The organism is Streptomyces sp. NPDC059679 (genome assembly GCF_042734105.1).
In the GTDB taxonomy this organism is placed as follows: Bacteria; Actinomycetota; Actinomycetes; order Streptomycetales; family Streptomycetaceae; genus Streptomyces.
On record NZ_JBHWES010000060.1, the window covers coordinates 44,300 to 58,210 of the forward strand.

10 protein-coding genes are annotated in these 13,911 nt (G+C 69.3%); 7 read left to right on the forward strand and 3 right to left on the reverse strand.

Annotated elements, in window-relative coordinates:
- The first annotated feature begins 30 nt into the window (after positions 1–30).
- The 3 genes from metH (at position 31) to ACFV2X_RS42040 (ending at position 6,418) form a co-directional block, all read left to right on the forward strand.
- Entirely contained in the window at positions 31–3,558 is a 3,528-nt protein-coding gene (gene metH, locus ACFV2X_RS42030) for a methionine synthase (protein ID WP_385626589.1), read from the forward strand.
- A gap of 212 nt (positions 3,559–3,770) precedes the next feature.
- The gene (locus ACFV2X_RS42035) at positions 3,771–4,472 is read left to right on the forward strand and encodes an HAD family hydrolase (RefSeq protein ID WP_385626591.1); all 702 of its coding nucleotides are present in this window, start codon (positions 3,771–3,773) and stop codon (positions 4,470–4,472) included.
- Between the two features lie 341 nt (positions 4,473–4,813).
- Positions 4,814–6,418 (forward strand): ABC transporter substrate-binding protein, encoded by a 1,605-nt coding sequence (locus ACFV2X_RS42040; protein WP_385626592.1) that lies wholly within the window; start codon positions 4,814–4,816, stop codon positions 6,416–6,418.
- A 157-nt stretch (positions 6,419–6,575) separates the two neighbouring features.
- On the opposite strand, the gene ACFV2X_RS42045 is transcribed toward ACFV2X_RS42040, so the two are convergent.
- Together ACFV2X_RS42045 and ACFV2X_RS42050 are read right to left on the reverse strand one after the other, a co-directional pair.
- Positions 6,576–7,247, reverse strand: a complete 672-nt coding sequence (locus tag ACFV2X_RS42045; protein ID WP_014181038.1) for a response regulator transcription factor — start codon at positions 7,245–7,247, stop codon at positions 6,576–6,578.
- A gap of 21 nt (positions 7,248–7,268) precedes the next feature.
- A complete protein-coding gene (locus tag ACFV2X_RS42050; protein ID WP_385626593.1) occupies positions 7,269–8,195 on the reverse strand; it encodes a RecB family exonuclease in 927 nt (308 codons plus the stop codon).
- A gap of 69 nt (positions 8,196–8,264) precedes the next feature.
- Here ACFV2X_RS42050 and ACFV2X_RS42055 point away from each other — a divergent pair, with 69 nt between their 5' ends.
- The 3 genes from ACFV2X_RS42055 to ACFV2X_RS42065 all read left to right on the forward strand — a co-directional run bounded on the left by ACFV2X_RS42055 (position 8,265) and on the right by ACFV2X_RS42065 (position 11,531).
- The gene (locus ACFV2X_RS42055) at positions 8,265–9,566 is read left to right on the forward strand and encodes a site-2 protease family protein (RefSeq protein ID WP_385626594.1); all 1,302 of its coding nucleotides are present in this window, start codon (positions 8,265–8,267) and stop codon (positions 9,564–9,566) included.
- A 68-nt stretch (positions 9,567–9,634) separates the two neighbouring features.
- Positions 9,635–10,576, forward strand: a complete 942-nt coding sequence (locus ACFV2X_RS42060) for a tRNA (adenine-N1)-methyltransferase (RefSeq protein WP_385626595.1) — start codon at positions 9,635–9,637, stop codon at positions 10,574–10,576.
- Between the two features lie 316 nt (positions 10,577–10,892).
- The gene (locus ACFV2X_RS42065) at positions 10,893–11,531 is read left to right on the forward strand and encodes a hypothetical protein (RefSeq protein ID WP_385626597.1); all 639 of its coding nucleotides are present in this window, start codon (positions 10,893–10,895) and stop codon (positions 11,529–11,531) included.
- Between the two features lie 19 nt (positions 11,532–11,550).
- On the opposite strand, the gene ACFV2X_RS42070 is transcribed toward ACFV2X_RS42065, so the two are convergent.
- Entirely contained in the window at positions 11,551–11,841 is a 291-nt protein-coding gene (locus tag ACFV2X_RS42070; RefSeq protein WP_358645491.1) for a ferredoxin, read from the reverse strand.
- Positions 11,842–12,096: 255 nt separating this feature from the next.
- Here ACFV2X_RS42070 and arc point away from each other — a divergent pair, with 255 nt between their 5' ends.
- Complete coding sequence (gene arc, locus ACFV2X_RS42075) at positions 12,097–13,863, forward strand: proteasome ATPase (RefSeq protein WP_089509447.1); 1,767 nt, start codon at positions 12,097–12,099, stop codon at positions 13,861–13,863.
- The last annotated feature ends 48 nt before the right edge of the window (positions 13,864–13,911 follow it).

The following is a 13,911-nucleotide window of genomic DNA, read 5'->3' on the forward strand; positions in this document are numbered from 1 at the left end:
CGACAGCCGTCGCACCCAGGGAGTTCACCCATGGCCTCGCATACGCCTATGTCCGCAGCCACCGACCCCGCCGACCGGGTCCGCGCACTCCGCGAGGCCCTCGCCACCCGCGTGGTGGTCGCCGACGGCGCGATGGGGACGATGCTCCAGGCCCAGGACCCCACCCTCGAGGACTTCCAGCAGCTCGAGGGGTGCAACGAAATCCTCAACATCACCCGCCCCGATATCGTCCGCTCGGTCCACACGGAGTACTTCGAGGCCGGCGTCGACTGCGTGGAGACCAACACCTTCGGCGCCAACCACGCCGCGCTGGGGGAGTACGAGATCTCCGACCGGGTCTACGAGCTGTCCGAGGCCGGCGCCCGGGTCGCCCGCGAGGTCGCCGACGGATTCGCGGCCGACGGACGCCCCCGCTGGGTGCTCGGCTCCATGGGCCCCGGCACCAAACTGCCGACACTGGGCCACGCCCCGTACACCGTGCTGCGCGACGCCTACCAGGCGAACGCCGAGGGCCTGATCGCCGGCGGCGCCGACGCCCTGCTGGTGGAGACCACCCAGGACCTGCTGCAGACCAAGGCCGCGGTCCTCGGCGCCCGCCGCGCCCTGGACGCCTCGGGCTCCGACGCCCCGGTGATCTGCTCGGTCACGGTGGAGACCACCGGCACCATGCTGCTCGGCTCGGAGATCGGCGCCGCGCTCACCGCGCTGGAGCCGCTGGGCATCGACATGATCGGTCTGAACTGCGCGACCGGCCCGGCCGAGATGAGCGAGCACCTGCGCTATCTGGCCCGCCACTCCCGTATCCCGCTGTCCTGTATGCCGAACGCCGGCCTGCCGGTGCTGGGCAAGGACGGGGCGCACTACCCCCTCACCCCGGGCGAGCTGGCCGACGCCCAGGAGACGTTTGTGCGCGAGTACGGGATGTCGCTGGTCGGCGGCTGCTGCGGCACCACGCCCGAGCATCTGCGCCAGGTCGTGGAGCGGGTCCGCGAGCTGACCCCCACCGAGCGCACCCCGCGCCCCGAGCCCGGCGCCGCCTCCCTCTACCAGACCGTGCCGTTCCGTCAGGACACCTCGTATCTGGCGATCGGCGAGCGGACCAACGCCAACGGCTCGAAGAAGTTCCGCGAGGCCATGCTGGAAGGCCGCTGGGACGACTGCGTGGAGATGGCCCGCGAGCAGATCCGCGAGGGCGCCCACCTGCTCGACCTGTGCGTGGACTACGTCGGCCGGGACGGCGTCGCCGACATGGAGGAGCTGGCCGGCCGCTTCGCCACCGCCTCCACCCTCCCCATCGTGCTGGACTCCACCGAGGTCGACGTCATCCGCGCCGGCCTGGAGAAGCTGGGCGGCCGCGCGGTCATCAACTCCGTCAACTACGAGGACGGCGACGGCCCCGAGTCGCGCTTCGCCAAGGTCACCCGGCTGGCCCAGGAGCACGGCGCCGCGCTGATCGCGCTGACCATCGACGAGGAGGGCCAGGCCCGCACCCCGCAGAAGAAGGTCGAGATCGCCCAGCGGCTGATCGCCGATCTGACCGGCAACTGGGGCATCCACGAGTCGGACATCCTGATCGACACCCTGACCTTCACCATCTGCACCGGCCAGGAGGAGTCCCGCAAGGACGGCGTCGCAACCATCGAGGCGATCCGCGAGCTCAAGCGCCGCCACCCGGACGTGCAGACCACGCTGGGCCTGTCGAACATCTCCTTCGGCCTCAACCCGGCCGCCCGCATCCTGCTCAACTCCGTCTTCCTCGACGAATGCGTCAAGGCGGGCCTCGACTCGGCGATCGTGCACGCCTCCAAGATCCTGCCGATCGCCCGGTTCGACGAGGAGCAGGTCACCACCGCCCTCGACCTGATCTACGACCGCCGCAGCGAGGGGTATGACCCACTGCAGAAGCTGATGGCGCTGTTCGAGGGCGCCACCGCCAAGTCCCTCAAGGCCGGCAAGGCCGAGGAGCTGGCCGCACTGCCGCTGGAGGAGCGCCTCAAGCGCCGCATCATCGACGGCGAGCGCAACGGCCTGGAGGCCGACCTGGACGAGGCCCTGCGGGAGCGGCCCGCCCTGGACATCGTCAACGAAACCCTGCTGGACGGCATGAAGGTCGTCGGCGACCTCTTCGGCTCCGGGCAGATGCAGCTGCCATTCGTCCTCCAGTCCGCCGAGGTGATGAAGACCGCGGTGGCCCATCTGGAGCCGCATATGGAGAAGTCCGAGGACAGCGACGGGGCGGGCAAGGGCACCATCGTGCTCGCCACGGTCCGCGGCGACGTCCACGACATCGGCAAGAACCTCGTCGACATCATCCTGTCCAACAACGGCTACAACGTGGTCAACCTGGGCATCAAGCAGCCGGTCTCGGCCATTTTGGACGCCGCGCAGGAGCACCGCGCCGATGTGATCGGAATGTCCGGGCTGCTGGTGAAGTCCACGGTGATCATGAAGGAGAACCTGGAGGAGCTGAACCAGCGCAAGCTGGCCGCCGAATACCCCGTCATCCTCGGTGGGGCGGCGCTGACCCGGGCGTATGTCGAACAGGACCTGCACGAGATCTACGAGGGCGAGGTCCGCTACGCCCGCGACGCCTTCGAGGGCCTGCGGCTGATGGACGCGCTGGTCGCCGTCAAGCGCGGCGTACCGGGCGCGACCCTGCCCGAGCTCAAGCAGCGCCGGGTCCCCAAGCGCGCGGCGGCGGCCGTCGAGGTGGCGGAGCCGGATGAGGGGCCGGTCCGCTCCGACGTGGCCACCGACAACCCGGTGCCCACCCCGCCCTTCTGGGGCAGCCGCGTGGTCAAGGGCATCCAGCAGGCGGACTACGCGTCCTGGCTGGACGAGGGCGCGCTGTTCAAGGGCCAGTGGGGCCTCAAGCAGGCCCGTACCGGCGAGGGGCCGAGCTACGAGGAGCTGGTGGAGACCGAAGGCCGGCCGCGGCTGCGGGGCTGGCTCGACAAGCTGCACACCGAGAACCTGCTGGAGGCGGCCGTCGTCCACGGCTACTACCGGTGTGTGTCCAAGGGCGACGACCTGGTCCTGCTGGGCGAGGACGGCAGCGAGCTGACCCGCTTCACCTTCCCGCGCCAGCGGCGCGGCCGGCGGCTGTGCCTGGCGGACTTCTTCCGCCCGGAGGAGTCCGGCGAAACCGATGTGGTCGGGCTGCAGGTCGTCACCGTCGGCTCGAAGATCGGCGAGGCCACCGCCGAGCTGTTCGCCGCCGACTCCTACCGCGACTACCTCGAGCTCCACGGGCTGTCCGTGCAGCTGGCGGAGGCGCTTGCCGAGTACTGGCACGCCCGCGTCCGCGCCGAGCTGGGCTTCGCGTCCGAGGACCCCGCGGACGTCACCGACATGTTCGACCTCAAGTACCGCGGCGCGCGCTTCTCCCTGGGCTACGGGGCCTGCCCCGACCTGGAGGACCGCGCGAAGATCGCCGACCTGCTGCGCCCGGAGCGCATCGGGGTCAAGCTCTCGGAGGAGTTCCAGCTGCACCCCGAGCAGTCCACCGACGCGATCGTCATCCACCACCCGGAAGCCAAGTACTTCAACGCACGGTGACGGGCCCGTCGCGCTCCGCGGCGATCGGCGGGAAGCCGTCGGGCGTCGCGCGGCGGGCCGTCGTACACTGGTCGATCCGGTAGAGGCCGGTCGTCTTCCGCATCGTGAGAACCGCGAAACCAGCGAGAACCGCGAAGCCAGCGAGAACCGCGAGAGTCGCGAGAACCGCGGAAGACGGCCGGCCTCCGTGCCCCTCTCCCGGAGGTGATCGGATGACCAGCAGCATCCCCGCCGTCGACCCTCGTACGGCCGAAGGCTCCGCCCTGCAAGCCGTCCTGCTCGACATGGACGGCACCCTGGTCGACACCGAGGGCATCTGGTGGGACACGGAGGTCTCCATCTTCGCCGAGCTCGGCCATGCGCTCGCCGAGGAGTACCGCGAGGTGGTCGTCGGCGGCCCCATGACCCGCAGCGCCTCCTTCCTGATCCAGGCCACCGGTGCGGACATCGCGCTCGCCGAGCTGACCGGACTGCTGAACAGCCGCTTCACCGAGCTGATCGACGGCACCGTGCCGCTGCTCCCGGGCGCCCGCAGGCTGCTCACCGAGCTGGTTGCGCACGGCGTGCCCACCGCGCTGGTCTCGGCCTCCCACCGGCGGGTGATGGAGTCGGTGCTGCGCTCGATCGGCCCGGAGCACTTCGCGCTCACGGTCGCGGGCGACGACATCGGCCGGACCAAGCCGCACCCGGACCCGTATCTCTTCGCCGCCGCGGGGCTGGGCGCGGACCCGGCGCGCTGTGTGGTGGTGGAGGACACGGTGACCGGCGTGACGGCGGCCGAGGCGGCCGGATGCCAGGTGGTGGCCGTGCCGTCGCTGGTGATGATCGAGCCTGCCGTGGGGCGTACGGTCGTCGGCTCGCTGGAAGAAGTCGACGTCCCGTTTTTGCGCACTCTGATCACCGGAATGCACTGATCGCGCACCGAGCGTATTTCGGTTAAGGACAGGCCGGGAAATAGACGGCCCTAATTCCGCTTACCCAGCGGCATGGCGGGAGAAGTGATGTTTCTCACCGCGCCGGCCGTCGACGGGGTGGCGAGGGGTCTGCTTCGAGTCCCGTCTGGTCCGATTTGTGCGGACCCATGTGTCCGGATTGATGGCATGTCAGTGGAAACGTGATGGCGTCCGGATATCGGTGAACCGTTACATGTTATCGGGGCGTGATAACGCCTCAACTTCGTTGTGTTCCAGTAGGGCTGGCGCCGCGGACTAATCTCTTCGCGAGTAGTTGATCGATCGCAGGGAGACTCCCGAGAATGAACCGTAAGTCGCTGGTGCTGCCGGTCCTGGCGGGACTGATGACCTCCACGCTCGCCGCGTGCGGCGGTACCGACGGCGCAGGGTCGGACGACGGGGCGATCGTCGTGGGGAGCACCGACCGCATCGAGGCCTCGAAAGTTGCGACCGCGCCGCTGGACCCGGCCCAGGCGTATGACTTCGCCTCCTGGAGCGTGCTGCACAGCACCTTCCAGACGCTGATGAGACTGCCCCGCTCCGGCACCGACCCCATCCCCGACGCCGCCGAACAGTGCGGCTTCCAGGACCGGCAGAGCGAGCAGTACCGCTGCAAGCTGCGCAAGGGGCTGAAGTTCTCCAACGGCCACGATCTGACCTCTGCCGATGTGAAGTTCTCGCTGGAGCGGGTGCTGCGGATCAAGGACCAGAGCGGGGTGTGGTCCCTGCTGTCCAACGTGGACAAGGTGGAGACCCCCAACGACCGCGAGGTCGTCATCCACCTCTCCAGCCCGGACGCCACGTTCCCGTCGAAGCTCACCACGCCCGCCGCGGCGATCCTCGACAGCGAGGTCTACAAGAAGGACGCGGTGCAGAAGGGCTTCGACATGGTGGGCTCCGGCCCGTACACGGCGAAGACCGAGGTGGAGAACAACCGGCTGACGAAGGTGGTCTTCACCAAGAACTCCGAGTACCAGGGCGATATCCAGCCGCGCAGCGACAAGCTCGAGATGCGCTTCTTCGACGACGCCAAGAGCATGGAGAAGGCCCTGACCAAGGGCGATGTCGACGTCGTCAACCGAGGCTTCTCGCCCGAGCAGATCGAGCGGATGGACACCACCGGTATCAAGGGCATCCAGCTCCAGGAGACCTCCGGCCAGGGCATCCGCTACCTCGTCTTCGACACCTCGGCCCCGGTGGTGAAGAACAAGGCCGTCCGCCAGGCCATCGCGCGCATCGTGGACCGCCAGGCGCTGGTGCGCGATGTGTACAAGCGGACCGCCGAACCGCTGTACTCGATGGTCCCCAACAACATCACCTCGCACACCAACTCGTTCCACAACGAGTACGGCGACCCGAACGTCGGCGCCGCGCGCGATCTGCTGCAGCAGGCCGGCATCGAGACCCCGGTGCAGCTGACGCTGGCCTACACCACCGACCACTACGGCCCTGAGACGGCCCTGGAGTTCAAGAAACTCCAGGCCCAGCTGAACGCCAGCGGGCTGTTCTCGGTCAGGATCAAGGGCGTCAAGTGGACCGAGTTCCGCCCGGCCGTCGTCAAGCGGGAGTACGCCGTCTACGGCATGGGCTGGCTGCCCGACTTCCCGGACGCGGACACCTACGTCGCGCCGTTCCTCACCAAGGACAACTGGCTCAACTCCCCGTACCACAACAAGACCATCGAGGACGAGCTGATCCCCAGGACCCGGCAGGAGGCCCAGCGGGCCCTCGCGGTCAAGGATCTCCAGAAGATCCAGAACCTCGTCGCCGGCGATGTGCCGTATCTGCCGCTGTGGCAGGGCAAGCAGTACGTGGCCGCCCGCGACGGCGTCGTGGGGACCGAGTACCTGCTCGACGCCTCGAGCATGCTCCAGCTGTGGGAGCTCGGCCGCACCAGCGACGGCTGAGCCGACTCGGACCCGGGTAGCAGCACCGAGGGCCGTATCCCGCACCGCCAGGAGGCGGCGGGGGATACGGCCCTCGGTCTTGCCCTGCGTACGTCGGTGCGCCTCGGCGCCTCGGTGTGCGCAGACGCGTCTTGAAGCGAAGCGGAGGGCTTGCACGCTACTGCGCGCCGGGGCGCACCAGCCCGCTCTCATACGCGTACACGGCGGCCTGCACCCGGTCCCGCAGCCCCAGCTTCGTCAGCACATGCCCCACATGGGTCTTCACCGTCGTCTCGCTGACGAACAGATCCGCGGCGATCTCCGCGTTGGACAGCCCCTTGGCGACCAGCTTCAGGACCTCCACCTCGCGCTCGGTGAGGGTGTGCAGCGTGTCCGGCACCGGCTCCTCGCCGGACGGCAGATGCCCGGCGTACTTGTCGAGCAGCCGCCGGGTGATGCTCGGCGCCAGCATCGCCTCGCCCGCCGCCACCACCCGGATCGCCTGCACCAGCTCATGGGCGGGCGCGTCCTTGAGCAGAAAGCCGCTGGCCCCCGCGCGCAGCGCCTCCACCACGTACTCGTCCAGGTCGAAGGTGGTCAGGACCAGGACCTTGGCCGGACCGTCCCGGCCCGGGCCGGTGATCTGCCGGGTCGCCTCCACACCGTCCATCCGCGGCATGCGGATGTCCATCAGCACCACATCCGGCTGCAGCGCCCGCACCTGATCCAGGGCCTGCAGACCGTCCCCCGCCTCGCCGACGACCGCGAGATCCTGCTCCGCCTCGAGAATCATCCGGAAGCCGGTGCGCAGCAGCGGCTGGTCGTCGACCAGTAGGACGCGGATAGCCACAGGTTCTCCTTCGCTGGACCGCTAGACCTGCCCCATTCTGCCGGACTGCGCGGGCACGGTGGCCGCCGGATAAGGCGGGGGAGTCCCACCGAATTCCGGGCAATGCGCCTGGTGGTCGCACCAGCCGCACAGCTTGGTCTGGCGCGGCAGGAAGACGCCGGTCTCCATCGCCTCCGAGATCGCCTCCCACAGGGCCCGCACCTTGCGCTCCACGGCCAGCAGATCCGACTCGTCCGGGTCGTACGTCAGCACATCCCCGCTGCCCAGATAGACCAGCTGGAGCCGGCGCGGCACCGCCCCCCGCAGCCGCCACAGCACCAGGGCGTAGAACTTCATCTGGAACAGCGCCCCCGCCGCGTACTGCGGGGCGGGCGCCTTGCCGGTCTTGTAGTCGACGATCCGCACCTCGCCGCTCGGCGCGACGTCCACCCGGTCGATATAGCCGCGCAGCGTCAGCCCGCCCTCCAGCTTCGTCTCCACATACAGCTCCCGCTCGGCGGGCTCCAGACGCGTCGGGTCCTCCAGCGAGAACCACTGCTCGACCAGCCGCTCGGCATCCGCCAGCCACTGCTCCAGCCGCTCCGGCTGCTCCGTGCCGTCCTCCGTACGGAACAGCTCCGTCAGCTCCGGCCGCGCCTTCAGCAGCCGCTCCCACTCGCCCGGCACCATCGAGCGGGCGCGCGAGGCGGTGCGCTCCGCGGCCGGGGCGTCGAACAGACGCTCGAGCACCGCGTGCACCACCGTGCCCCGGGTCGCGGCGGCGCTCGGCTTCTCCGGCAGTTTGTCGATCACTCGGAAGCGGTACAGCAACGGACACTGCATGAAGTCCGCCGCGCGCGACGGCGACAAGGACGGCTTCGACGGCGACGCGGCCGGCGGCACAGCGGAGGACCGACCGGACTGCGGCGTCCGATCGGCCCGTTCGGCCTTCCCGGTGGAGGTTCCCATGGCGCAGACCCTACGGCCCGCCACCGACAGCCGGACGCATACCATCGACGTCCGAGGTCCTCGCACTGCATGATCGTGGGGACCATACCGAAGAAGGGGTGCGAACCGCGCATCCGACGAGGGGACACCGTGGAAAACAGCGGGCAGCGGCAGTCCGACAGCGGGGGATCGGACCGGACGACCGAGCCCGAGGGCGAGAAGCCGCAGCGCCCCCGTGAGGCGGGCGGCGGCTTCCTGATGGGCCGGCCGTTCGGTGTGCCCGTATACGTCTCGCCCAGCTGGTTCCTGGTCGCCGCGCTCATCACCTGGGTCTTCGGCGGCCAACTGGAGCGGGTGCTGCCGGAACTGGGCGCCGCGCGCTACATCGTCTCGCTCTTCTTCGCGGTGGCCTTCTACGCCTCCGTGCTGGTCCACGAGCTCGCCCACACCGTCGCGGCGCTGCGCTTCAAGCTCCCGGTGCGCCGGATCCAGCTCCAGTTCTTCGGGGGCGTCTCGGAGATCGAGAAGGAGTCCGAGACGCCCGGCCGGGAGTTCGTCCTGGCCTTCGTCGGCCCGCTGCTCTCCCTGATCCTCTCCGGCCTGTTCTACCTGGGCATGCTGCTCGTGGAGCCGGACACGGTGGTCGGGGTGCTGCTGGCCGGGCTGATGATCTCCAACCTCATCGTGGCCGCCTTCAACCTGCTGCCGGGCCTCCCCCTGGACGGCGGCCGGATGCTGCGGGCCGTCGTCTGGAAGATCAGCGGCAAGCCCATGACGGGCACCATCGCCGCGGCCTGGACCGGCCGGGCGCTCGCGGTCGCCGTGCTGGTGGGCCTGCCGCTGGCCACCCAGACCGGCGGGTTCGGCGACGAGGCCGAGGGCTTCGGCAGCGTCGACTCGCTGACCGACGCGCTGCTCGCCGCCATACTCGCCGCGATCATCTGGACCGGCGCCGGCAACAGCCTGCGCATGGCCCGGCTGCGCGAGCGCCTTCCGGACCTGCGGGCCCGTACGCTCACCCGGCGAGCCGTCCCGGTCGCGGCGGACACCCCCCTCTCGGAGGCGCTGCGCCGCGCGAACGAGGCCGGGGCGCGGGCCCTCGTCGTGGTCGACGGCCAGGGCGCACCCACCGCCGTGGTGCGCGAGGCGGCCATCGTCGGGGTCCCCGAGCACCGCCGCCCCTGGGTCGCGGTCAGCGGCCTCGCCCAGGACCTCAAGGAGGGCATGCGAGTCTCCGCCGAACTCACCGGCGAGGAGCTGCTGGACACCCTGCGTGCCACCCCGGCCACCGAGTACCTGGTGGTCGAGGACACCGGGGAGATCTACGGCGTCCTGTCGACGGCAGACGTCGAGCGCGCCTTCGTGGCCGCGATGGCGCGGACGCCTTCTTGAGGCTTACCGGATCGAGCCTTACCGGACCGGCGGTCGGAGCGTCCCCGCAGGCCCGGTAGGCTGGCCACATGTCCGAACCGACCGGTGCCGCCCGCCGTCGCGGGCCCTTCCAGGTCGGGGACCAGGTCCAGCTCACCGACCCCAAGGGACGCCACTACACCTTCACGCTCGAGGCCGGGAAGAACTTCCACACCCACAAGGGTTCCTTCCCCCACGACGAGCTGATCGGTGCCCCTGAGGGAACCGTCGTGCGTACCACGGGAAACGTCGCGTACCTCGCGCTGCGCCCCCTGCTCCCCGACTATGTCCTGTCCATGCCACGCGGTGCCGCCGTGGTCTACCCCAAGGACGCGGGGCAGATCCTGGCGATGGCCGACATCTTCCCCGGCGCGCGCGTCGTCGAGGCGGGCGTCGGCTCGGGGTCGCTCAGCACCTTCCTGCTGCGTGCCATCGGTGACCAGGGCATGCTGCACTCCTACGAGCGCCGGGCCGACTTCGCCGAGATCGCCAAGCAGAACGTCGAGCGCTACTTCGGCGCCCCGCACCCCGCCTGGCGGCTCACCGTCGGCGACCTTCAGGACAATCTCTCCGACACCGACGTCGACCGCGTCATCCTGGACATGCTGGCCCCCTGGGAGTGCCTGGGCCCCGTCTCCAAGGCGCTGGTCCCCGGCGGCATCCTGTGCGCGTACGTCGCCACCACCACGCAGCTGGCCCGCACCGTCGAGGCCATCCGCGAGCACGGCACCTTCAACGAGCCCGCGGCCTGGGAGACCATGGTCCGCACCTGGCACGTCGAGGGCCTTGCGGTGCGCCCCGACCACCGCATGATCGGCCACACCGGCTTCCTGCTCACCGCCCGCCGCCTCGCGGACGGCGTGGAGCCCCCGCTGCGCCGCCGCAGGCCCGCCAAGGGCGCCTACGGCGAGGACTACGCGGGCTGGGGCAACGGCGGCGGGACGGCCGCGGGCGCGGACAGCGCCACGAACGGCTCCGCCGACCGCGGCTGACCCAGGGCCTGTCGTCAAAGGGAGCGCCCTGCTCCCGACGCCCGGCACGGCACCTCGCTGCGTTGTCGCATCGCCCAAGTACGCCCAGTACGAGGGCGACGCTCCGCCTTGCGATGTACCGCACCAGACGCCGCTCGCGGCCGGACGCCCCCTTTGACGACAGACCCAGCCCGTACCGCCAACCCCGCACCAACACCTGGGCGCGGCCACCGACTTCCGCCGGGATTTGCCCGGGGAGGCGGTGGCCGCGCGCTGTGAGATGTGGCACTATGCGGGGCACCCCCCGACGCCACCGCTCTCACAGGAGTCACGCCGCGTGCTGCCTCTGGGCCCGGACCTCCCGCACACCCACCCCCGGCCGGTGCACTGGCTCGCGACAGCGGCCGCCCTCGCCGCCGTCGTCGCCGGGGCCGCGGTGCTCCAGCCCTCCGACGCCAAGGCCACGACGGACACCTCCACGGCCTCCGCACCGGGATCGGGCGCCCCGGTGGTCAAGGCCCCGGACCCCACCGCCGCGGACTACCCCGTGGACTGCGGCCCGGCGAAACTGGACGTCACGGACCGCGCCTCGGGCGATCTGGACGGTGACGGGCGGCCGGAGACGGTGGCCGTGGTGCGCTGCCACTCCGAGACCGGCACCCCGCCCAGCGGCATGTATGTGCTGGCCCAGCCGGACGGCAAGAACAGCGAGGGCGGCAACGACAGCGGGAAGGCCGGCAAGAGCGGCGGCAGCGGCCCGGCGAGGCCGCGGATCGTCGCCACCTTCCTGGATCCCAAGGAAGGGATGAGCATCAAGGATTTCGCGCTGCGCGGAACCAAGGTTTCGGCCACTCTGCTCGGCTACTCCTCGGAGCAGGTGGCGCGCTGCTGTCCGGACCTTCAGCGCGAAGTCAATTGGCAGTGGAAGGACGGCAAGTTCGTCCTCAAGGCCCTGCCGGTTCCGGGCAGTGTCTGATCGATCACCGTCTGATCGATCACTCGGCGTCGGGCCCGTACACCTCGACCCGGTCGGACACTCGCCGTACGTGGATGCACTCACCGGGACACTCCTTGACGGAGTCCACGACCTCGGTGAGCAGGGGCAGCGGGACGCGTGTCGTCGCGCCCTGGTCCTGCAGCAATTCGTCGTCGGCGCTCTTGACGTAAGCTAGACCGTCGATGTCGAGTTCGAAGATCTCGGGTGCGTACTGGGCGCAGATCCCGTCGCCCGTGCACAGATCCTGGTCGATCCAGACCTCAAGGTCACCGAGCTCCTCGTTCCGCACAGTCACGATCTGCCGTCCCCTGATACATGATTCAACATTGACTAAATAGCGCCAGCCTTGGCGGGTGTTGACCATCTCGACGATACAACCGGTCGCTTTCCGATGTTGTTGGGTGGGTATTCACCTGGCGTGAGGGAGTGCGCAAGGGTGAAGATCGGACACACGCCGACCGGGTTTGTGATCTAGGGGTTTCAACCCGCACCGGCCCAGGTAGGGTCAGGAAGCGTCCAGCTCCCCTTGGAGGAGGTGAGGACCGTGGCAGCCCACGACGACGACATCAACCGCGGCATCCGGCCGGGGCGGGGGTCTGACGACCCAGCCGGCCAGGTTGCCTATCTCGAGCAGGAAATCGCCGTCCTGCGACGCAAGCTCGCCGACTCTCCGCGGCACACGAGGATTCTCGAAGAGCGGATCGTCGAGCTGCAGACAAACCTGGCGGGCGTGTCCGCGCAGAACGAGCGGCTCGCCAACACTCTCCGTGAGGCCCGCGACCAGATCGTGGCCCTCAAGGAGGAGGTCGACCGGCTCGCGCAGCCGCCGGCCGGCTTCGGGGTGTTTCTGCAGGCGAACGAGGACGGCACGGCCGACATCTTCACCGGAGGACGGAAACTCCGGGTGAACGTGAGCCCGAGCGTCGATCTCGAGGACCTCAGGCGCGGCCAGGAGGTCATGCTCAACGAGGCGCTCAACGTGGTCGAGGCCATGGAGTTCGAGCGCGCCGGGGACATCGTCACCCTCAAGGAGGTCCTTGAGGACGGCGAGCGCGCCCTGGTGATCGGGCACACCGACGAGGAGCGCGTGGTGCGGCTCGCCGAGCCGCTGCTGGACATCACCATCCGCCCCGGCGACGCCCTGCTGCTCGAGCCCCGCTCCGGCTACGTCTACGAGGTCGTGCCCAAGAGCGAGGTCGAAGAGCTCGTCCTCGAAGAGGTCCCGGACATCGACTACACCAAGATCGGCGGCCTGGGCAACCAGATCGAGCTGATCAGGGACGCGGTCGAGCTCCCGTACCTCTACCCCGACCTGTTCAAGGAGCACGAACTGCGGCCGCCCAAGGGTGTGCTGCTGTACGGCCCGCCCGGCTGCGGTAAGACGCTGATCGCCAAGGCCGTGGCCAACTCCCTTGCCAAGAAGGTCGCCGAGGTGACCGGGAAGCCCGCGGGGAAGAGCTTCTTCCTCAACATCAAGGGCCCCGAGCTGCTGAACAAGTACGTCGGCGAGACGGAGCGGCACATCCGGCTGGTCTTCCAGCGGGCGCGGGAGAAGGCCAGCGAGGGCACACCGGTCATCGTCTTCTTCGACGAGATGGACTCCCTCTTCCGGACCCGCGGCTCCGGTGTCAGCTCGGACGTGGAGAACACCATCGTCCCCCAGCTGCTCTCGGAGATCGACGGTGTCGAGGGCCTGGAAAATGTGATCGTCATCGGCGCCTCCAACCGCGAGGACATGATCGACCCGGCGATCCTGCGCCCCGGCCGCCTCGATGTGAAGATCAAGATCGAGCGTCCGGACGCCGAGGCCGCGAAGGACATCTTCTCGAAGTACCTGACGGAAACCCTGCCGATCCACGGCGACGACCTCACCGAACACGGTGGATCCCCCAAGGCCGCCGTCGGCGGCATGATCCAGTCGGTCGTCGAGCAGATGTACACCGAGTCCGAGGAGAACCGCTTCCTCGAGGTCACCTACGCCAACGGTGACAAGGAAGTCCTCTACTTCAAGGACTTCAACTCCGGCGCCATGATCCAGAACATTGTGGACCGGGCCAAGAAGATGGCCATCAAGGACTTCCTGGACCACAACCAGAAGGGCTTGAGGGTCTCCCATCTGCTCGCCGCCTGCGTGGACGAGTTCAAGGAGAACGAGGACCTGCCGAACACCACGAACCCCGACGACTGGGCCCGGATCTCCGGCAAGAAGGGCGAGCGGATCGTCTACATCCGCACCCTGGTCACCGGAAAGCAGGGCGCGGACACGGGACGCTCCATCGACACGGTGGCGAACACCGGTCAGTACCTGTAACACCGCGGTCCGGCTGCGGATGTCCTGGACGGGGCATCCGCAGCCGGA